Source organism: Dyadobacter sp. CY327 (assembly GCF_021390415.1).
In the GTDB taxonomy this organism is placed as follows: domain Bacteria; phylum Bacteroidota; class Bacteroidia; order Cytophagales; family Spirosomataceae; genus Dyadobacter; species Dyadobacter chenhuakuii.
Window position 1 is genome coordinate 99,567 of record NZ_JAJUXJ010000003.1, and the last position, 21,984, is coordinate 121,550.

The 21,984-nt window shown below is 40.9% G+C and carries 15 protein-coding genes and 1 pseudogene; 6 read left to right on the forward strand and 10 right to left on the reverse strand.

Going from position 1 to position 21,984, the window contains the following annotated elements; genetic code table 11:
• Positions 1-19 precede the first annotated feature (19 nt).
• Positions 20-985, reverse strand: coding sequence for a hypothetical protein (locus LZG74_RS11255; RefSeq protein WP_233796681.1), 966 nt, complete (start codon positions 983-985; stop codon positions 20-22).
• A gap of 1,844 nt (positions 986-2,829) precedes the next feature.
• Here LZG74_RS11255 and LZG74_RS11260 point away from each other — a divergent pair.
• Positions 2,830-3,546, forward strand: a complete 717-nt coding sequence (locus LZG74_RS11260; protein ID WP_233796682.1) for a glycoside hydrolase family 75 protein — start codon at positions 2,830-2,832, stop codon at positions 3,544-3,546.
• 574 nt (positions 3,547-4,120) lie between these two features.
• On the opposite strand, the gene LZG74_RS11265 is transcribed toward LZG74_RS11260, so the two are convergent.
• Positions 4,121-4,444 carry a hypothetical protein gene (locus LZG74_RS11265; RefSeq protein WP_233796683.1) on the reverse strand — a complete coding sequence of 108 codons (324 nt, stop codon included), beginning with the start codon at positions 4,442-4,444 and terminating at the stop codon, positions 4,121-4,123.
• A gap of 1,320 nt (positions 4,445-5,764) precedes the next feature.
• On the opposite strand from LZG74_RS11265, the gene LZG74_RS26525 reads away from it, so the two are divergent.
• Positions 5,765-5,818 carry a hypothetical protein gene (locus LZG74_RS26525; protein WP_409014471.1) on the forward strand — a complete coding sequence of 18 codons (54 nt, stop codon included), beginning with the start codon at positions 5,765-5,767 and terminating at the stop codon, positions 5,816-5,818.
• Between the two features lie 952 nt (positions 5,819-6,770).
• Here LZG74_RS26525 and LZG74_RS26530 read toward each other — a convergent pair.
• Positions 6,771-7,004 (reverse strand): annotated as a pseudogene (locus LZG74_RS26530) (MBL fold metallo-hydrolase); the annotation flags it as partial.
• Positions 7,005-7,698: 694 nt separating this feature from the next.
• Here LZG74_RS26530 and LZG74_RS11275 point away from each other — a divergent pair.
• From LZG74_RS11275 to LZG74_RS11290, 4 genes are all read left to right on the forward strand, one after another.
• Positions 7,699-8,121 (forward strand): hypothetical protein, encoded by a 423-nt coding sequence (locus LZG74_RS11275; RefSeq protein ID WP_233796685.1) that lies wholly within the window; start codon positions 7,699-7,701, stop codon positions 8,119-8,121.
• A gap of 10 nt (positions 8,122-8,131) precedes the next feature.
• Entirely contained in the window at positions 8,132-9,451 is a 1,320-nt protein-coding gene (locus LZG74_RS11280; protein WP_233796686.1) for a hypothetical protein, read from the forward strand.
• A 669-nt stretch (positions 9,452-10,120) separates the two neighbouring features.
• A complete protein-coding gene (locus tag LZG74_RS11285) occupies positions 10,121-10,687 on the forward strand; it encodes a hypothetical protein (RefSeq protein ID WP_233796687.1) in 567 nt (188 codons plus the stop codon).
• 1,232 nt (positions 10,688-11,919) lie between these two features.
• Positions 11,920-12,627 (forward strand): hypothetical protein, encoded by a 708-nt coding sequence (locus LZG74_RS11290; protein ID WP_233796688.1) that lies wholly within the window; start codon positions 11,920-11,922, stop codon positions 12,625-12,627.
• A 267-nt stretch (positions 12,628-12,894) separates the two neighbouring features.
• Here LZG74_RS11290 and LZG74_RS11295 read toward each other — a convergent pair whose 3' ends face one another.
• The 7 genes from LZG74_RS11295 to mobC all read right to left on the reverse strand — a co-directional run bounded on the left by LZG74_RS11295 (position 12,895) and on the right by mobC (position 21,984).
• The gene (locus tag LZG74_RS11295; protein ID WP_233796689.1) at positions 12,895-13,488 is read right to left on the reverse strand and encodes a hypothetical protein; all 594 of its coding nucleotides are present in this window, start codon (positions 13,486-13,488) and stop codon (positions 12,895-12,897) included.
• Positions 13,489-13,505: 17 nt separating this feature from the next.
• Entirely contained in the window at positions 13,506-14,531 is a 1,026-nt protein-coding gene (locus LZG74_RS11300; protein WP_233796690.1) for a hypothetical protein, read from the reverse strand.
• A gap of 918 nt (positions 14,532-15,449) precedes the next feature.
• A complete protein-coding gene (locus tag LZG74_RS11305; RefSeq protein WP_233796691.1) occupies positions 15,450-16,085 on the reverse strand; it encodes a hypothetical protein in 636 nt (211 codons plus the stop codon).
• Between the two features lie 779 nt (positions 16,086-16,864).
• Positions 16,865-18,049, reverse strand: coding sequence for a hypothetical protein (locus LZG74_RS11310; protein WP_233796692.1), 1,185 nt, complete (start codon positions 18,047-18,049; stop codon positions 16,865-16,867).
• 170 nt (positions 18,050-18,219) lie between these two features.
• Positions 18,220-19,221 (reverse strand): LuxR family transcriptional regulator, encoded by a 1,002-nt coding sequence (locus LZG74_RS26345; RefSeq protein WP_304488683.1) that lies wholly within the window; start codon positions 19,219-19,221, stop codon positions 18,220-18,222.
• A gap of 5 nt (positions 19,222-19,226) precedes the next feature.
• Positions 19,227-19,796, reverse strand: coding sequence for a GNAT family N-acetyltransferase (locus LZG74_RS11320; RefSeq protein WP_233796693.1), 570 nt, complete (start codon positions 19,794-19,796; stop codon positions 19,227-19,229).
• Between the two features lie 193 nt (positions 19,797-19,989).
• Positions 19,990-21,984 (reverse strand): conjugal transfer protein MobC, encoded by a 1,995-nt coding sequence (mobC, locus tag LZG74_RS11325; RefSeq protein WP_233796694.1) that lies wholly within the window; start codon positions 21,982-21,984, stop codon positions 19,990-19,992.

The following is a 21,984-nucleotide window of genomic DNA, read 5'->3' on the forward strand; positions in this document are numbered from 1 at the left end:
TGTTTAATTGATAGTTATCCTACCATTGATAGAAAAATTGGCTCCATGTCCAGTAGCCTATGCCTCCGGTTCCATAAACAACATCATTGTCGCTGTCATAGATCAAGACATGCTCTTGTCCATCTGATTGTCGTTTTTGATACACTGCCCAAAATCCCCTACCGCTCTGCTTAGTTGTTTCTCGTTTTGTGGAAATTGAGTTAAACCAGTTTTTCATATCCAATGCTCTTATTGGTCTTGCGTTCTCTTTATACTGATAAGGAGGAGTAATTGTGTCGCACCATTGAGTAAAAATCCCTCCACCTTCACTATTTTTTCTTATCAATTCGCTATAGCCTGCTTTTATAAATGCATCTGATAGATAATGAGCACAGTTATTTGGAGGAGTGCTGCCCAAGGTACATACACCATTTGGCATTGTCCAATTTGCAGCAGCAGATGCAATTGTTCTTGCGAGTGGTTTTAGTTTTTTTAATGCTGAAATATCTTTATTCGTTGCAAGTCTCGGGTCTCCTTTTTGTGGTTTTGGAGTTGCAGTGACCAGATGGTCCGTGATGTTTTGAAAATTAACAGTAGAGGAGCCAACGATGAAAGGACTGCTTAGATAACCTGCACTTCCATTTCTAATTTCAAGCGAAAACATACCAGTAGGTAGTTTTACTTCACTTAAAATGTCATTTTTATTGAATGAATACACCTTGTCCTTTGCTGCGACAAGCAAAACATGACCAGGGACATTATTGTCTGGGAACATAAATCCAGTATAGACTACTCCTTTCAAGTCTAAATCTCTAATCGTTTTCAAGAGTCCAAAGGATTTGGATTCATCACATTCTAGTTCTGCTAATTGCTTGGCTTCATTATCGTTCCCAGCAGTTACTTTGATTTCCGTTTTTGTTCCGTCGTCATTAGTGCAACTAAAGACATAATTAAAATTGCCGGGTGTTCCGGCTGGTTTTTTTGATTTTTGTTTGCAAGTGCACATGACTATTGAATTTTGTCGGTGAATATATTAAGAGTGCTTGGAAAAGTGCTTCTTTGGGTTTTATCAGGAGTTAGCTTGTATGTTGGACAAAACAAAATGTGTAAAAACTTCCTTACGTTGGTCGTAATATCGAGCAGTCCATCCGTTTTGCTTATTAGGGAAATTTGTCTGTTTCATATAAGTCAGTTTAATAGTTTGCGCGATCACTCGTAGAGTTTCCGTTAACACTATACCATACGCACCTATTAGTGCGTAACCAATTTATAATTAGTTCGGAAGTTTTATATTCCATAAAAATGATAATTTCACTCTAAGTATTTACACAAAAAAATTACTCATTTCTAACTACTATCAATACCAAATCCATAATTTATTAATCTACGTTATCTAGTGAAATTTTATTTCTTTTAGATTTTTGGTGCTAACACATGTAGAGTGCAATATTTTCTTAATCTTGTAATCGTCCATTAGCTCCTTGATAAACCTTATATTTCGTCCTGCTTTTCAGTACATGTTTCCCAAAGATTTAGAAAACTACAAGGGTCTTTCATAAATAGATCAGCAAGCATTTGCGAAAGATTATTTTATTGGATAAAGGTCGATGATTAGTAAGGAGATTGGAAATTCTCTAACGTAGTGTACGAACTCGCGTACCCATCCAGTTTACTATCATTTCTCCAATTATGTTAATCAGCAGGCTGTAAATAAAATACACAAGAACAAGCCCTATCGCAATAGCTATCGCTGTCGTATGGCAAACATGGATTGAATAAATTAACGTGCAAGTAATAGAGACTTATTTGCCGAATAAAAAATATCGGTTAATTACATTACACCCAAAATATTCAAAGCCAATAATTTCAGGAAACATAAAGATCGAAGGACAAACATCCTAATTGCTAAAACAGGTCACATTCAACCTATTCTGACGAACTGCAAGTTGAAATGTGTACAAATTAAACGGGATGGAGCTAGCAACTTCGTGCTATCGCTTATCAAATCTTTCATAACTTGTGGGTCAACGTTCGATCCAATATAATCCATATAACTCGATTATTGTTGACAATACATTTATAAATTTTTAATATTTATTATTCGGTCGAAAAAGCACTGGAAACTCAACTTTCAACCGTCTAAAAACCGGGAGAACCTCAATTTTCCCATGGATTTTCATTTCCTGTAAAGGAAGTGATGCTATAATCCATGCACTGAAAAAAATAGCCGTATTGCTTTACGGAAAAGGCGGTTTAGCGAGCATTGCTAATGCCATTCCTTAGATCAATTGTAAGATTAGCACTCGCCAAATATACACTTCGGTGAGTATGGCGAGAAACCTAGACCCAGAAAGTGAAATACAAGGATGGTCTTTTATTTAACCCAGCTTATCTCTAAATTTGGGCCATCTTTGCTTGGAAAGAAACTAGGTGCGTAATCCGGTGAGTCAAATATTTAAACGCATATAAATTGTTGACTATTAATTAGATCGAAAACACCTGTTGCGCCCTCCGCCGGGATCGTTCACCCGAAACTGGGCGAATATATTGTTCGTGATTTCTTGTCGCTACAAGAAAACGACCCGAAATTGACGGGTTATGACGCATGTTTGTTTTGCTCCGGTGTAAGCGCGGAGGAATACAAGCGGCGGACCTACGAAACAACCAATCAGTTTGTCTTCGTCACAAAAGAATTCGTACTATTCGGTTTTCCGCGTCTTTCCAGAACATCCGCTATGTAAAGAACGTCATCCGAAGAATGAAAAGCGACGTTTCCCCATGGCGAGTCAATGATCGCGTAAGTACCCTTCCAAAAATGTAACTTTGTGCACCTTCTAAACTCGGTTGGAAATGAAACCTAAACTGTTTTCGCTACTAATTTTGCTACCTTTTCTCGCTTCCGGTCAGCCGGGTAAAACGCTTTACAAGACCTTTGGATCCGTAAAGGTTTACGAAGTCGAGAGCAAAGGTGTTTACATCTTCAGAGCAGGCTTTGCCTTCGATGCAGACGGAGCCGCCAAGGCCTATCATAAAAATGATAATGTAGCCCTTGACTTCCTGGCAAATGCTGGAAAACCCGGTAATTGGTGGGGAATCGTGACCAACACTGGTAAAAAAGATGGAATTCCGGTAGTCCAATCAGCTAGTGATCCCGCACCGGGTTATTACGTTTCATCAACATCACTTGTCGACAAATCGAAAAAGATGAAGGACCCTTTGAGATATGTTGATTCCGGGGAAATTCCTTACGTTGCCATTCCTTCGAAGTTCTCAACAGGATTTAAGCTCGGTGACCTTGCTTTGGTGGTCAATAAGAAAAATGGTTTGAGATGCTATGCTATCTTCGCCGATGTTGGGCCTGGGGGCAAAATTGGGGAGGGGTCTATTAACCTGGCGAAACAACTTCATATCCCGGGAAGCCCAAAGAAGGGTGGCCCCGTCGCGGATGTTGTCTACATCCTTATCAAGAAGTCAGGAAACGGGGCTTTCTTGAATAGCCAACAAATACAGCAAAACGGTAAAGCTATGCTTTCGGAAGCAGATATAACGTCGCTACTGTCCGATTAGATTTCCTTTTATTCCCGGGTTAAAAATTGATCACTGGCAACTTGAAGTAAAGAGCCAGTAATCTATTAGTCGTCAATAATGGGGCCGCGGGCAATCGTACCGCGCCTTAGCGGGAATGGTGTAGTCGTAGTGAGCTCCCCGTCGGATTATAAGAAGGTTTGTATTAGATTTTCCGATGTTCTGCCCGGTCAATCGAGAAATTTGAATCTATATTTTGATTTCTACAGTTAAGGTTGCCTCATTATTCGTCAATAATAAAAAAGTAAGAGCTCTAGATGCTCAACCTTCTTCAAATGAGCATCTAAGATTTAGCTCAAAATGCTCATCAAATCGCTTTGCTGGATTTATTTAGCTACACTTCGAAGTAAATTTACTGATACTTAAATAAACATCTGACTATCAAGTTATGTGAGTGGGCGACACACAAATGGAAATACGTGATATCGTATGACAGCTCAAGTATACAAAATCCAATTCTTTATCTCAATGAAATAGGCCTCAAAAGATAAGGCGACAAAAAAACAAAGGATCATCTGCCAGGCAAACGATCCTTAAAAATTAATGTTATGTGATTTTAACCCTGAGACCCAATCATCCCATCCTTATCCGAGTAAATAACCGTTCTACTCTCAGATGCATTACCGCTGTCCTGTCCAGTTCCTTTTTTTCGAATGATTGCCACCTCTACACTATTATTTTCTTCGGGCACAACCTGATGTCTACGAATGCCGGAATCTTGTCCTGACTTTCTGAAATACTTATCTTTCAGTTCGTCAATGGAAACACCGGAGTTTTGACTGTCAGAGGCTATCACAGCTACTCTTGCACGCCGCACCGGAACAACTTCCATTTTGCTCATTGTGCGGGCTACGACATTCTTCAAATTTTGCGATACCATAGTGATTATTTCAATAGTATGACCGAATATACAGACAAAAAGATTCATTTCCAAATTACCATCCCAGTCCCAGGCAGGTGTACTGGCGTAGAATTTTGAGTTCCACCGCCTGGCTGTAAGCATCCTTCATCCTATGCGGCATTTTCTGTAAATACGCCAACTTAGCAGCAAACAACGCCTGCGAAGGCTTAGTTCCGCGTCGAATTTCCCGCCAGAAGTGATCATGCATCGGCCTTCCATAGTAGTCGAATGGTTCATGCAATGGAGAATAGTGAGAACCGGTGCAGCCGACAAAGGCGATTGCACCCGCTCTAAGATAAGTTAAGGCGATAGAACCCTCAACCTCCTTGGAAGTGAAGCTCGAGAGGTCGCTGCTCCGGTCGGCACGTTCTGTCACAGTCAATGCACCCCAGCAACATCCAGTAAAAACAATTGTACCGGCGACGAAACTTGGAACGTTCCTTGCCGTAAAAGCCACAACCATCTCACCATCCTGGGTTTCGCCAAAAAACCTTGAACCATCTTCATCAGAGCCATGAAGCATATAATAAACTGCCCCCTGAGCTGCATTCGTTTTCACATCCTTAGATTCAAAGAGTTCGGAAATATTTGGTGCTCCCCTGCTCCCTGGAATAGCATTGAATACACTGTCACTAAAAGGACGTGCGCTATTTCGAATCGCAAAGCAACTGTTTGATGAAAATTCCTGAGCCGCCAGCGCATTTAGCAACAGCACGGGGTCTTTCCCGTCTGGAATTCGGCTCACCGGCAGCTCTGGAAGCAGATCTCCGTCCCAGTCACCATAGACATCATCGCTCCAAACGAAAAAACCATCTGCGTCCCCCCCCAGCTGATTAGTACGTACAAGCTCCTGACGAAGCGATCTGTTGAGTACATCCAGACGCTGCGCGGGGATAATATCGTACCCCCCCAACAGGACAACGCCCTCAAAGTTGCCAACTTTTAATTTATCACGAATCAGATTAGTGATCTGGATGGGTGAATTCAGATTCACACCAACATCTAGTATTTGAGCGCCTAAATTACCTGAAACATAATTCATAACCTGGGAAGTGACGGTCTGGCCCAGATTCCTGGACAGCTTTTCCAAGCAGGTTACAAACAGAATTCCTGGCAGCAACCTTTTAGGAACCTGATCTGGAGGTTTTTCAGACGAAATGACTACTCCATCCTTATCCGCTTTTTCAACTTGGATGGTCAGTGTAACTTTGGTATTTCCGTGCGGAATCTTTGCAGTCACCTTGACAAATTCTTGCGTCATGGTCGCTGGGACGATCGGAACCTGCTGGCCTCCTTGGACTGCTAACGGCATTACTATTTCTGATGACACGGGTTCATCAGAAACTGTGTTAGGGCTGTAATCATTTAGCCGACCCCTAGAAACTGTCATGCTCGGGGTCCCTCCATCTGTCGAAACAGTAATGATGCCGTTTCTGTCCGTTCTTGCAAACAGCAATCCGGAGGCATTGCTTTCCAGTAACGCCAGCACATCCTCGTCAGGATGTGAGGCGTCACGGCGTCCGCCGGTATGGGCAAACATTTTAGTTTCTCCCAAAGCTTGCTGCACCCTTTCATTAAACCCATTATAGCTTGCATGATGACTTAGTTTCACAAAATGATAAGGGCCTTGCCGTTTGATTTCGTCCAGTAGCTCTTTCATCAAGTCATTTAATCCCAAAACCTCAGCCTTGGCCAGTTGCATATCTGCTGCCAGTAAGGCGGAAAATTGCTGATCACCCACCTTGATAACAATACTCTGGTTATTTTTGGCTGCACCAAGTCCGGGTCTATCCAAGCCCGCAGCCACGTCCTGTTCAATGCGCTGACTCAATGAACGATAAAGGTCTGTAATCGGAACAACGTCGTCACCTGCCAAAGCATTGTCAACACCAGCGGGGAAGATGTCACTTGCATTGGATATCACTTCTGCGCATTTGAATAAATGCGGTAGCGAAGGACCAAGAATCTTTAATCCAAAATCGCTGAAATCGTGCTCAAAATCCGTCAGTTCATTGCTAGTTGTCTGATCTCCTATAGCAAAATCCCGTCCGTATCTGAAAATCCGGGTACCGTCTGTCTCCAGTCGCGAGAGCATTCTTAGGTATTTGGATTCCAGTGTTGCAGCATCATCAATAAATTGTTCCAGGTCTTCATCCGGAAGGTCGGAAAAATCCTCTTCCTGTAGTGCAGGGATCAACATTTTGGCTACTGCACTTCCAGCCCGGTCCGCAGCAACATCTCCCGACGAAGTCCTGCCGAAGCCTAGATTCTCATCTGCCACTAGTGCTGTAACAGCAGTGAGCTGCCCAAGCCCAATAAGGTCTGGCAAACAACCGATATGATCACTATGGCAATGGGTAACAATCAACAAATCAACAGAGAAAGGAGGCTCTGAACTAAAGAGCTTTCTTAACTGACTGCGGATAGCGTTTGTATCTCCGGGATGAGCGCCATCAATCAGTATTCTTCGTCCATTATTTTCGAGCAAAAGGCAATCACCGTATTTGGTTTGCCCCATGTCCAACAAATGTAGTTTCATAGACAGGGTGACTTGATATAGATGGCAATATTGCCAGGATTGGAAAAGGGTAAAGCAACCAAACGATAAGCTGCTTGAGAACAACTAAATTAATAAAGGATAAACCATCGCAACTGCCGTTTAATAATTATTAGAACAACATTCTGGCAACATTGAAAAGGCTTACCACGTTTGCCACTGTGAAATTTGAGTCTGACAGCGCGATTGTATTTTCACGGAGACGGCAAGTATTAGTATATATAACTGTACGCACCCAACAACTCTCGTAAGTTAATAGACTTTATGATATAGATATCCTAGTCACAATTACGCCTTGTTAACCGTTTCAATATCGTTTGGGATAGAAATGGTCGCCTCCCTACGTATATTCATAGAATTCCGCTCATGGCTGGATGGGCAGTTAATAAGTGCAATACATAAAGACGCAGATTAAATGCAAATAATTATTATTTACCACATTTCAAAGTGCCTATTTTTAGTTGAGGAACGCGAAATTTTAAGTGAAACAAAATGATGACGATGATGATGATGATGATACTTATTTAGCGGTAAATGGAACTAAGAACTACGCGTTATTTTTGTCTAATATAACAATGACAGTATGCTGCAGATCAATCCATTAAACCTTTTATTTATTTAAGGGTATTGACTACGTTACTTGTTTTTGGTTGATCCTCCCAACACTTACAAAAATATGGCTAAATCTCGTCGTAAGGCAAAAAAGGAAGCTTCACGGATAGCGAGGCTATCAGGATCAATGGCGAAGAAAATATATGTTCGCCATAGCAGCAGACTATTTCACCGTTTTGTCACATCGGCGTCAGGCGCTACCGATAACTTCGAGTATACATTTACGTTGAGCAGTGTCACTATCTTGTCTGTTGATATCAATGGAACTCCCGTCGCGCCTATTAAAACCAGTGGCAAAATTTTCGCGGACACCGGGAAGCCATTCTATATCGATATCAAAGCTAGTATTATTGGTCCCACTCCAACCGGAACCTTCCAGCTTAAATTCATTCCCAATGGAAAAGATGTTTGGACCACTCCTCAGGAGCTAAAATTTGAAACGTCAGGAAATGGTGGGCTATTTCTACCAGATGTAAAACTTCCTTGACGTATATAAAATGAAGACTTTTTGGTGGGTAATCCTAGTATCCTGGACATCTCTGGCTCGGTCACAAGGGCTAACTCAAAGCGCTGATGGAAAAAGCACTATCCCAATAAAGGGCAGCGCCGTCGGCATTGATATTGGAAAAACTGAATTATCCTTTGGCTACAACAATTTAAATAGTGCCGTTGAAGCAAAGCAAATTCGATGGATTTTCGGCTCGGAAGTACGTGTAAAAAATGAGGAAGGAATAGGTAATTTATTTTCGTCCGGTGACTTCATTCCATCTGGTAATCTTAAAGGTTATAGTGGAATAACCATCGATCTGGGTACTACCTCCGAAATACAGCGCATTGAAAAGAACGCCCAAACTAAGTTTTCAAACTGGCAGACAAGCTTCAGAACAGATCTCAAAAGCGACTTTCAAGATTTTATAAACATTTCCGCAGCAACATTATCAACCGATGCGCTAACCACCACGACAAAGACAACATTCACTAACGCAATGCCGGGTGCTAATATAGAAGAATTCTTTGATGTTGTTAAAGACTTCAAAGCCGCAGATCCCGTAACCCAACTAGTTTACGATCAAATTATAGATTTTGCAAAGCTCAAGAAGAAGGAATACACCGATCATAAAAAAGCTTATATTGAGAGCAGATCAAATCTTTACAAGAGGTTTACAGCTACAAACAGCAGCCGGTTGACCGCTTTCGGAAAAGCGGGAATAAGCTCAATTGGGTTTAAACACTATGTTCTAAGCGATACAGTAAATCTGGCGAAGAATTTTGAAGATAAAGTAGGCCGAGGTTGGCAGTTTGGCTTTGGAGTAAATTATCAATGGAGAAACATTTGGCTTGGATTTAGTTGGAGCCGAAACAAGTCAAACAATTTCCCCAAACTCAAGAAAAAAGAATATTTTATTAAAACAACAAAAAGTTCCGGTAGCAGTAGCTTAATCGAAGAATCCAAGTTGACTGGGTACTCAGGTACCTATTCCAAAATATATTTGAACAATATTGACATCGATTTAGTTGTCCGCCTTAAACTCGATAACGAATACAAAAATTATACTCTCTTGAATCCATATTTACGGGCCTCAGTTAAATCGAGTAATAAGACTCTTTTACAAAACACAGTAAATCTCGGTATAGGAATATATTTTCTTCCCAATAACTCCAAATTAGTGGGTGGCATTTATTTTGAACTTCCAGATGTCAATAACAACTCAGAGAAAGCCAAAGATCTAGTTGACCAGAACTTACGACCTCCACTACGACGTCTAACCTTTGGCGTTCTAACAAAAATCAATTTAAGCACAATCATGGGATGGTAAAACTTGAAAGTGAGAAATTATAATGTCGGATTGACGATTTTGTAAGCCACCCAAGAACAGATGATAGCAAGAGTTTTACCGAAAGAAGAATCGACGCTCTTTAAGAATTGAGCAGACCACGCCTGTAAAAATGCTGGCCAAACTGCTCGCCAGCGCTGGCAGCTTCTCAGACTATAATCCATAACATTGTGGAAAATAAGGTAGTAAATTTGATAGGAATGAAAATAGCGGAAATCTTCTACTACAACTGATTGAGACTGTTAACTTACGCACCTAGAAGTTTGTAGCAAGGGATTGGAACGATCTACTTATCGTTCCGGAAATCTGCATGATGCTGATTTTCTGAGCTCTCCTTCATAATGCACGAAGCGCCCTAATCTCAGATATATGCAACCTTTTAATGAGCTGTTTATTAATGGACAACAATTCTGTTTTTCTGTAAATAAATTAGTTGATTTTGACTTCAAAAGGACACACCTTATTGGAAGGAAACCGAGCATAAAAAATGTCAAGAAAAGAGCAGTAATTTGTCTTACAAGGCGTGTAGATTGCTCTCAAAATGCTTTTATGACAGTAAGGTAAGAGTCTACAAATCAGCGCAAAACATGTATCGTTGACAAAACATTGAAACAATTGCATGAGTCTTAGTAACCTAAAATAAAGACAACGATGGCACTAACGGGAATTGGATGGGAACTACTTATTTTAAGGAGGTCTGAGCAAAGAAGACCAAGTGACGGCAAACGACGCACTGTTGGCACATATCAAATCTTCCATAACGGAGTTAAACAAATGGGAGTAGGTCTATCAGGTATGGTCGCAGAGACCCGCGGCCCAGGAGCTAACAGGCCAGCAGGTAACAATCGCCGAATAGAAGAAGGTCACTATCAGCTATTTACACAAGCTGGCTCAAAGTATGTTACCATCGGGTATAGCGATTCGGAAAGTGCTTCAGCAAAACCAAAACCAGGTGTTGAACTAGTGGGAACGGGCAGTCGCTCGGAAATTTTGATTCACCCTGGTCAGGGATTTCTTTCAAGCGTTGGTTGTATAAATCCATGCACGTCGCTACCTAATGCAAGCGAGATGATCGATTTTGTTCCAAGTCGGAAACGAGTAATCGCCATTATAAATGATCTTAAGGCGTTTACTGGACCCGAATTCCCTACAAGAAACGGCGAGAAAATTGTCAGCGCTTTTGTAGTTGTTGAAGGTGAACCGGAATTTGAAGGCTAAGGTCTGTGCTTCTGTTTAACTTATGCTTAGGCATCAAACGATAAGTGTTCTATGAGTGCTCAGATAGCAATTGATGTCTTGTTAGATTGCAACACATGCCCCATTCTAAGTTTATTAGGACCAGATGATACATCTAAAATAATACGTCATAATTAAACTGCTTTGTACTGAAATTTGGTAATAGGCGTGTTGCGTTCAACATTGCTAGATATATAAAATTATAAAAAAGATAAAGGCAGTCAGCATTACACTTTCCAACGATCAGCTACTGAAAGAGAGCATTTCCTTATTCGGTTCTTTCTAGGTTCAGTCGATAGAAAGATATCCAAAGAGCGACGGAGCGGTGTGGAGCATTTAGCTTCCTACCTACATGACGGAGATTACAATGGCGTAGTTTCGTTTCTGAACGCCTATGGGTCATATACTGCAACTGAAGCTACATACTTTTCACTAAGAAATCATGAAGACAAAAAGCGTATTTCCGCTGCGTTAAAGGACTTGTATGGTCTAAGAAGCACTGGGACTGTCGGTGACGTGTTCAAGTATGTGGGTGACAACCAGATTATTAAATGTTCGGAATCCTTCGAGAGATACATCTGACGATTATCATTGCCTCCCGAGCAATATAAAGACTGATGAGGATCGAAAAAGGCAGCAGCGTGACATAGAACTCTACAACTCCGTGATGTCATTGCCATACATAGAAATCATGAGACTCTTCAAGCATACGCAAAATCAAACCGTTTTCTCCACCAAGCACGGTACTAAAGGGGATCAATTTAGAAATGTCCTTATTGTAATAGATGATACGAGTTGGAAGCAAAAATATAATTTTGGGAAATTTATTAATGCAAACGATGATGATGAGCAGAGGGCGATGCGAACGCGGAATCTTTTTTTATGTTTCATGCTCGCGGGCAGTAGAAATCTTGTGGTCATCAGCCTTTCGGAGATGGACTCGGCAGCAATGGAAACAGTTACCAAGTGATTCGGGAAGACAAATATTTTTTCAATAATGACTGTTTGAACGGAAAAAAACCTAAACTCGGTGCGCAGGAAAGAACGCTAATCTCCACTCATGGAAGACATCTATTTTTGAAATTTTATGCGGAAGTCTTTGGTGATTAATTTCTTCAATTAATGTTATTTGATTCAAGACACACTCAGCTTTTGTATAGTTTTAAAACCTATTATTTAAGCAACAAATCTAACCTTCTTGATCTTCATTTACAATGTCAGAGAAACCAGTTTCAAACAAAAAAACTTCCGAGAGTGGCAATACGAATTTCTGGGCTAGTTTAAGTAACGGAGATATCATTGGAATTGCAAGTCTCCTACTCACAGCCATAGCGATCGTTACTGCAATAACTAATGAGGAGATAAGAGCGGCGTTTGACCTTAGAAAAGACCCAAATGCATCGGAAAGGACACTGAAAACTTCCGAGGGTCTCGGCGAGGATCCGGAAGATGACAGCAATGGTTATAATGGGGATCAGGTTTTGGGAATTGACACAACAGGCCAATATGTTCGTTATCATGCGATGATCGATGCCATCAATGATTTATTAGCAAAATCAACGAAGGGTTACGAAGTATTTGACAAGTATATTCGCAGCCATGACGATTGTGACGCAGTAGCGGAGGCAATTAAGATTAATACAGTAGTTGGAACCTCACTAAAGATGCTTGTAAAAAATATCTACGCAGATGACGCTTTAAGGGAGATGTCAAAATTTAATATTAAGCCAATAAACAATTTGGTTTCGGAAATAGATGAATGGGAAGACGAGTACAGCCAAATTACGGATAAGAATAAATCCCCATGCAAGATGGCAATGTTCCCTCCAATGCAATACCTTATGTTACGAGATGATTTAATTGAGTTGAAAAGTAAACTTAAATCGAAGCTGGCAGAGCAAGGCGACGGTGGTAATCAATAAGTTTATTGTTCAATAAAGGCGGCGAGCAATTATTAGATATTCTTTCTTGAAAAATGGCAACAGAGGAGCTCACGTAACTTGCCGCAGTTGCTACTAGGTATGATACGGTAGCCCACTTCGTAGTGTTAGGGCGGAATTTTATCGTCAGAGCTTGCCACAACTATTTGTTATTTTGGGGTCCGAGTTAACCTTTCAAACCAAGCAGACTAAAAAGAGGATTGCAGGAGCCGCGACGAAATCAAACTATGATGGATCGTCAAAGGCCAACTACCACAAATTTAGTGCCTCACTTTTTACTCTAATTAGTTCTAGTTCTTTGGCTAGTTCAGCACACTCATTGATAGTACTTGATATTTCGTCGAATAAAGCGTCCGAAAGTTCAGCATTTGGTTTGGATAGCTTAAACTGTGCACTAGCAATTTTGCCAGTTAATAGCGCGATTTTCTTAGAATCTGCATCTATATTTTTCTCAAGTTCCCCAATACCCTCCGGCAAGGTTAATGAGATAACACCTGCTATAAGCGCGACCACAGCTCCCATCCATTTAATTACCTCGGGGCTTTCTTTACTCAAAAGACTTACAAACGCAGAAGCTGTAATAAAGTGAAGAATATTTATTACACGCTGTTTCTGCTTTGCCTTTTTTAAGGTTCCTAATCTCGTCTTAAATGCTGCTTCGAGCGCACTGTTTAGAATCAAGTTGGCATTCGCCAGTGCAATTCGAATAACTTCCCCTTGCTCTAATTCTGCCGGAGTAGGGCTAACGGCAAAGTGTTGCTGTTCACTTCCAAATTGCGTTAGAAACTTGTGGGCCTGAAAAAGTGCAGCTTTATAACTTTGTGATTTAGGTATTATTTCCATACAATGAAAGTTTTGATTTAATTAGACCCAGGAGGTAAAAGTGCCATCTCATCCCAAGGCAAAGTCTTTCCAAACAAATTGTGATGCACTAAATTAAATAAGGACAGGTGAGCAGAAGTAATAAAATTCCACATTTCACTATCGTTAGCTCCGTAAACTATTAACATTTTTTCCGCATGGGAAATTCTTTCAACCGCAGTCGGATGCCCATCAGTTTCTGAAAGGTTTCCAGATATTCGAAGATACATTTCTATAAGATTTGCCAAGCAAAAGAAAAATAGGATCCCACAACGTACTTGTCCTATGGGTTTTTTAGTTTGGCGAGCAAGTTTGACAATGGCTTTAATAGCCCAAAAATCGGCTTCATACTCCTTACGCCTTGTGCTAGTTAAAACATCCATCACTCCTTTCCTACTTTTAACTGATGTGGAAGTAGCAGACTCAAAATGTCCATTTGCCAAGTGACCATACTCATGGCATAAAACGAAAAATTCGGATTCGCTAACCAAACTTACAGCAATGGCCTGTGCTTCTCCCCTGAAACTTGGATGGTCTAACGATTTAGTTGTCGAAATAACGCCACTGTCACAGAAATCTATTATAAGCTTTGATAGTAGTTGCACTCTTTCCTGTAAATCCCTTTCTGCAAGTAGAAGGTTAGATGTAGCTTCAAGCATTTCGATAAAGCCGGTTGTTAGGAGAATGAGAGGACCACTACTAGTCATTTTTGCTCTTCCGTTAAAGCTGTTCCAAGGAAAAACGCCAACAAAGGCTGGAGGAATATTCTTTATGCCTGCAAACGACAACTCCCGCCGCAGGTAGTCATTCATCACTTGAAGAAGGTCATTGGTATTTTTTTGCAATAGGCCAAGGACGTTTTTAGCAGTATTTGCCTCAATCAAATTCCGATTAAGTAAAATAAGCAGACCAATTGTCAAGTCATTCTGATCTTGGTCAAAACCGGTCGGCCAAATGGGAAGCACATCATCTTCCTGTAAATTCTGCTGTTGGAGAAACTGAATATAGTTTTCACGCGATGACATTGATTCGGTTAGTTTAATCTGAGCTTATAATCCAACGGCAAAAGCGACAAAGAAACTGTTGAGCATTAAAGATGATACTTTCTGATTTCTACCGATGGTATGTAAGAAAAATGGGAGCAGTAAGAACAGTAATGAATAATGAAAAGGTATGCTTCCATGTTGAGTTATAAGTCCAAATTTTGGAACGTTCCTTCAACTGTGAACTAAAATATGACTTTTAGTAAGCTGGATTTAAATGCCCCAAACTTTTGTGTTTATTCGTTAAAAAAAAGCTAGTGGGTTAAGCAGGTAAATGCTAGATATAAGGAATGATATAGATGTGGCGTTTATTATTTACTATCAGTAAAAATAAGTACCAAATTTGGCTCAACGGTCTCGTGAGCTATTTCATAAATGGGTTAGAGACTAATTCAAATAAAGTTCCTACACTAAACTTTGCCTATGAGTTAGTGATCGTATACCAGTGGACGGAGCCTGTTGATTTTTCCATCCGCACGCACCTCAAACATCGCTAAATGAAATATTTGGAAGAGCTGATAACCAAAATCTATCCAAGTATATACGATCAATTACTCCTATACAGAATATGGTGGAAGCTTATGAAGCAGGCAGTAGCTTACTACCGGGTTTCGACACAAAGACACTATACATTGCCGTTGACATTTGCCACCGGGTGAATTGGAAACTGTCATCATCCTTATAATTGTATAGTAAGTGCATTTGCTTGAATGCAGCTTCGTCATCAAATTGTTCGGGATTTTTTAGTAATAACATTTTTTCAGTCATCTCTATCTCTCTTTTCTCTCCCTGCAATGATAAAGTGTCGGCTCCACCAGAGAGTTTATGGACGAGAGGGGATCAATCCTACCGCCATCATCTTTGGATTGCAGAACCGTACTAAGATTTCAAGAATTTTGATCACCTGTATTGTTCAGGAATTCCATATGCATCATAGAAAGCCTTGACTTTATCCACGATTCCTGAACTTTCTTTCTCGCCTAATGAAATTTGACGTTGCGCTTCAACATCAACCAGCAGGTTTGCTGCAACATACACTCCATCTTTAAAATCGGCCACATCGGGATTTAGGTGGTATAGACCGGAGGTGTGCAACCATTCATGAAACCAATGCCCTGCCAGCAATATCCAGTTGTCATCTTCCAGCCATTCATTAAATTTCTCAATATTAGTTACTATCGTTCTTTTACCCGGAGTAACTCCACCCAACGAACCCTCATCACGTTTTTCTAAAGCTGCATAAATATTAATATCATTATCATCTGGTACATGCATATCCTCTGGACGCCTTACTTCAATTCCAGCTCTAATTATTCTGTGAAAATCATCGTTTGTCGCTTCTTGATATTTCCAATTCACAGGATCAATTAACAACTTAATATTTTTAAGCTTTGTTGATGCCAATTGTTTAAAATACTCAGGATTATTGACCATTTCTTCTAGATGAGTCACGGCCGATATGGCAAAATGCCGCTGTTCTTCTGTAACAGCTTGATACCCGTTGTCCGGGAATTCATTGAGGATTACCCTTGTCATAGTTGCTATAGATACAGTTTATGGTGGCTTAGAAACATTATACAAAAGTGTGATACACACTGATTTCTACGAGCATATTTCAAAATATATTTCCCGTCAGCTTTCGGAATCGTCTCAAGAACTATTCAATATCATTGAATCAATTCTTTAATAGCATAATTTCGCCGAGAGCAGGACCATCATTTGAAATGGCCTCCTGCTCTTCCTCAAACGTACGGTCATCCTGAACTCGCTGTATTTAGGGACATAGAAGAATGTTTCCTTGGACACTTCCCCTGACTGAGGGGCTGCAACCCACGCGGTCAGGTCTGATCCGGCAAAGGTCGGTGGGAAGAAATCACGGTTCAGCTCGACTGAAATATCCCGTCAATCCCCATCCAGGTGGTAGCAAACTTCAAGCCTTTGACAATCTGGCGTTCAATCACGCCGCATGTTGCTGACAGGACACTGCTCTCACCGCTACGTTTAATCTCGTCTAGAAATTATCCTAGCCTAATGATAGTTGCAAATCCTATATTTCAAGCTGCGAAAAAGCTTGTCGCCTTTTTTATGCTTGTGTGGTTTTAAGGAAGGCGTATTGCCAGGAGATTCCTTATTGTTCCTTGACGTTTGTCTGGCTTGTCTGTCGACTTTGGAACTTTTTTAGGTCCTGTTTTTATTCCCATTTCGATGATTGCGTTGTGTTATAAATAGATAGGATAGCAAAGCTATGCCATCAATTGCACCCTTACTCGGATTACCTGAGCTTTGCGATCAGCCACAATGAATCACGATCAACTTTACATATCCTTGATTTGCTCGGTTAACTTAGTCATTATCTCTATCAGTAAGGTCTTATCTCGTTCCTCAACCGAATAGCTTTTCACCCTGAGGCTACTGTGGGAAATGTCGGTGCGGTGTGGGGTAGATAAATATGGGGCCACTGAATGAAAAATTGCCGATAGTGAACGTGCTGATATAACGTTCGACATATCGGCAGCTTTGAAAAACAGCGAGAGTTGATCAACGGTAAGATTGCACAAGATCTTATCGGAAGTCTTTCTTTCATATTTCTTCCCGGGTTTTTGTGGCTGCTCACTGGGCTCACCTAGCGCAATGCGAATCTTTTTTGATCGGAAATCTATCTCCTGAATAAACCAGGCATTGATGGTAAGGCTCAAATCATCAAATTCCTTACTAAAAATCATATCCTTCATGACCGGAATTTGGTTGAACGTTTTCTGCAAGAAGGCAAGGTTTTCTTCCACTAGGTCGGGATCGGTAGAGATGTCGATTTTCTCAGAGAATTTCGAAGTTAAATATTGCGAAAACAGCGGCGAATTGAAATTGCGTTCTATCATGATCTGTTCTAATTGGTCGAATGGTTCGGTCACTTCTAAAGACACGTCAGCGTAATTGACTGCCTGAATTACATTGGACCAAAAATTAAGCTTACGCATTGTGATTTCACCACCCCGATGATCCACGAAAATATCACAGAACGTTTTAATCACGAGGTTCGCTAATTCAGGATTGCATTTCATGACGTCACTATCTTGAAGCCTCCTTAGGTCATGTGCCCCTTGATCAGAATTGATCATGTCCAAAGACAGATCGGGATCGACTAGATTCTTATAACGGAACGCTATAAACGCAGACACTTTCTGAAGACAGGAAAACACACTTTCCAGTGCGACACGATAATTATCCGCTCTGGCAGGTATCTGATTTAAATTTCTCCCAGCGACTTTCATCAAACTCTCTGCCTCATAAAGATAATGGTTAACTGAATTTCTAATCTGCTTGGTTTTCTGTTCTTGAAAGACGAACTGTTTAAACAATCGGATAAGCCGTTTTTCCTCATTAGCAGCCTTGTCCACGATCGCCATAGCTTGATGATTATCCAAATTCTCCGGCCTTATTCTCTGCGGATCTAGCTCGTGAACCATCTGGTCCAGCCAGTCCAAAGCATACTCTTGTCCCATACCATAAAAGTTAAGTGCGCATCACAACATTGCTCAATGTCTGTAACAAAACTCAATGATTTGGGACAAGAAGTAAATACGAGAAAACAACTATTTGAATGCTTTTGACCTACGCAAAAAGACGCAAATCATCTACGCGAAAACACGTATTTCCGGTCTGGGAGCACTTATCAGCCACTTTCCCAAATGTCCAGCCGATTAAGTAGCTCAACCCTGTTTGACACGCCAAGTTTCTCAAAAATATTTTGGACGTGCTTGCTCACAGTCCGCTCAGATATGAAAAGTTCATCGGCAATGACCTTGTAAGTCTTACCAACTTTTATCAATCGGACGATTTCTTTTTCCCTTGTGGTAAGACCAACTGTATTCAAATTTATCTCGAAGCGCTGTGAAGGAGAAATTTCGCTGGACTGCAATTGTTTGACCATTTGATCAATCAAATCCAGCTTCGATAAAGAAACTTGACCGTCTCCTCCCGCCAGCGTGCTTAATCGATCGTATTCTTCCCGACTTTCCTGGATAGATCTTCTGATAAACAGTATCGTAATTACTATGAAGCCGATATTCGTCAACAACGCTTCGGGAACCTGATGTATCCTGAAAAATGCAAAGAATGGAAGCGATGCCCAAGGTATGACGGCCATATAGACTGCCGTCACCTCGAAGAACCTGCGATCCTGAATGTCTTTCCTATATTTAGCCTGGATTGACTGTTGAATCGTATACAAAAGGACGAGCGCATATCCGGCTGGGATGACCATGCCATAATTAATTGCCTTGTCTATATCCCCGTCAAAAATGAACTTACCAGGGAATATGACAGCAAATGGCAACAGGATAAACAGAGGAACGCCGTATAAAGCATGCCATCGCAGGCGCGTTAGGTCAAAGGCCTTGTAAAAGTAATAGGGGAAATAAGCGCCCATCAGAAACCCCATACCATAGGCTATCGCATATTGAACAACCATCGGAGGGCTGTCAAGATTGGGATCAGGAAAAAATCCGCTGGCAGTATTTTTCAGGATCAGAAACAGCAACAATCCTACGTAGTAGAGCCTACGTCTGTCCTGTGGGTGAGAAAGATAAAAAAACACCTGATACACGAACATAATAAGTTCGAGGATGATGAACACAAGTGTGACAACATGCATGTCTGTACGTCCAATTCTCATCGCTATTAATCATTTTTGATGAGAAAAAGTGTGTATCCAAAGTCAAGTTGATTATACACATTTAAGCCAAATTTCTTGTACCAGGGTATGTTCTTGACCGTCGATGTTTCCAAATAGATTGGTCTTTTAAGACGCTCGGACTCGGCAACAATCTCGTCCATCAGCCTTTTTCCAACACCACTATTTTGGCTGTCAGGTTGTACGCCGATAAACCACAAATAGTATATTGGAGTAGATGGATAGTTTTTTGAAATCGCTTTCTCGCGATTAATTGCCTTTGAAATGTTACCGAACCCAATTCCATTTAAAATGAGCGTGACCTCCAACCATAGCGATTTAAGAGTTGTTTTCTTACGTTCGGGAAACGAAACCAGTGCGCATCCTTTCCGGTCGTCTGACAAGTAAACTTTTCCAAAAAGCTTACATGTCTCATACGAGTAATCCATCAATGCACGAATGCGATTGAGTCTTCGGCCATCCGCCGGGATTAGATAATTTACACTTTGATTGTCTTTAAAGGACTCTGTGAGAATATCAATGATAAGCCCTTTATCTTCTGATTTTGCCTCTATCATACTTAGAAAATTGGTGTGTTACAAAGTTCTATTTTAACAGAGGAGGCGTTGTGAATTCAGCAAAATAATAATCAGATTTGTAATTATTACAAACTTCTTAGAAAAAAGTTAGAATAAATATCATTAATCGAATTACAATGTTGACTATCAGTTACATAAGAGAATGTACAAATCTGTAGTAAATTGGCAGGCTTTATGAGTCCGCTGTCTTGTTAATGATCAAATATCTGAGATCATCATCTTCTCCAATTCTATTCATTTCACTTTGAGCAATCTGCTCTATATCGAGCTTGATTTGGCGAAAGTTTTGTTGAACAATAGATGAACTTACGTTACGTATGACAGGCAGTTCTTGCTGGTTTTTACCCTTTTCGGATTGACTTTCGAGGTTAATAAAGCTGGCGTGAAAACCCTTGAGGTCAATGCGTTCATCAGGATTATCCGCAACAAATCCTACAAAATCCCCGGAGCTTAAAGACGAGATCGTCGATGGCGGAATTGCGGAATCGAGCTGTTGGGATTTACTTACAGAAGTGTCCATTCTGTTTATTGACAGGCTTGTCCTTCCTTGAATGATTTTACCAAAACGCTCAGAAAGTTGCTTAGCTGACTCACCACTCACTTGCCCACTGATAATGTTGCCGGTAATATTCATGATCACCTCCGCATAATCCTTGCCATAGTCTTTTTTAAGCTGGCTAAAATCTTGAATACCGATCGTCGTTGCGACTTCATTGGATCTGGCAGTAGCGATTAATGTGTCCATGTTATTAAGATATACAGTTGGAAACTCATCAAAAATCAGGCTACTTTTCATTCTATTTGGTTGGTTAACAAGCTTTATGAGACGGGTAATATAAAGAGAGAGAACAGCTCCGTAGATTTGAATTTTCTGCGGATTGTTTCCCATGCAGACGATCTTGGGAGCGTCGGGATTGTTGATATCCATCGTAAAATCGTCTCCAGATAATACGTAGTAAAGTTGGGGTGATGCGAGCCGGGCCAATGCAATTTTTGTCGATCCTATTTGTCCCTCTAACTGTTGCATTGCCTCATTTTTGTAAGCTGTGACGAAGGGATTAACCAGGACTTCTATCTCGCTGTCAGCCCGAAGTATAGTAAAAAGACGATCGTAATCTATCTGCATCAACTCGATCACATGCGGTAAAGAACAGAATTCTCCATCTCTGTAACGGCGCAAGAACCATATAACAGCAGTCATGAAGTTGATCGACGATTCGACAAAGAAATCACCCTGCCGCTTGATCCATTCGCGGTTCAATCCCATCAATATTGTTCTTGCGGACTCCACTGCATCCGTGATATCGAACATGCTTTCAGGATTCAGTGGATTGCATCGGTAACTGCGTGAGAGGTCGTCGAAATTGATTGTATAAAAGGCCGGCTCTACCTCGTATTTGGCCTTGTTTTCAAGCCAGGAATTGTAGGCAAGCAAAGACAAATCGCTATACTTGAAGTCGTAGACAAACATTGAAAATCCCTTCTCAATATGCTGGGAGATGATGTGCCGAAAAACAAAATATGTCTTTCCGGACCCAGGCGACCCGCTCACCAATAACCCCCGAAACGGATTGATGATATTGATCCAGCTTTGCCTGACTCTTCCTTTGTACCGGTACTTTGCAGGTAGGTTTATGGAATACTCATTTTCGATTAGCTTCTCGAACTGCGGAAATGTTTCATTCTCCTTGTTGAAAATATCCTTGTTTAAGCGGGCCGTAATCATCCTTGAAAATTGGCTACCACCGGATAGAATTAGCAAGAAGCCCGCTGATGTAAATGCCATATACAAGACTGGTCCAGCTTGTGTATGTTGCACTACTTTCAAGATTAGGCCACTTAAATAATAGACAGCTAGCCCGGAAAATACGGTGATCAACGCATGTTGCACTTTGATATTTTCGCCTTTCTTCCCTTTTACCCCGACAAGGGATATAATTAAAAAAATAAGCGCAATGATCTTCGTTTTGCCGAATGATGCGAACAAACCTGCACTCGCTATCTTGTCCAGAATTCGATCAGAAATTGCAAATGTCAGATGCCAGCTTTGGAATGCCTGGTAGCAGAAATAGTAAAAATGTAAAGCAAGGATCAGGAGGCTGATCATGCGCGTCATGTCTGTAATCTTGCGAAGACTTACGTCATTTTCGCCAGTATTTGAAGCCAT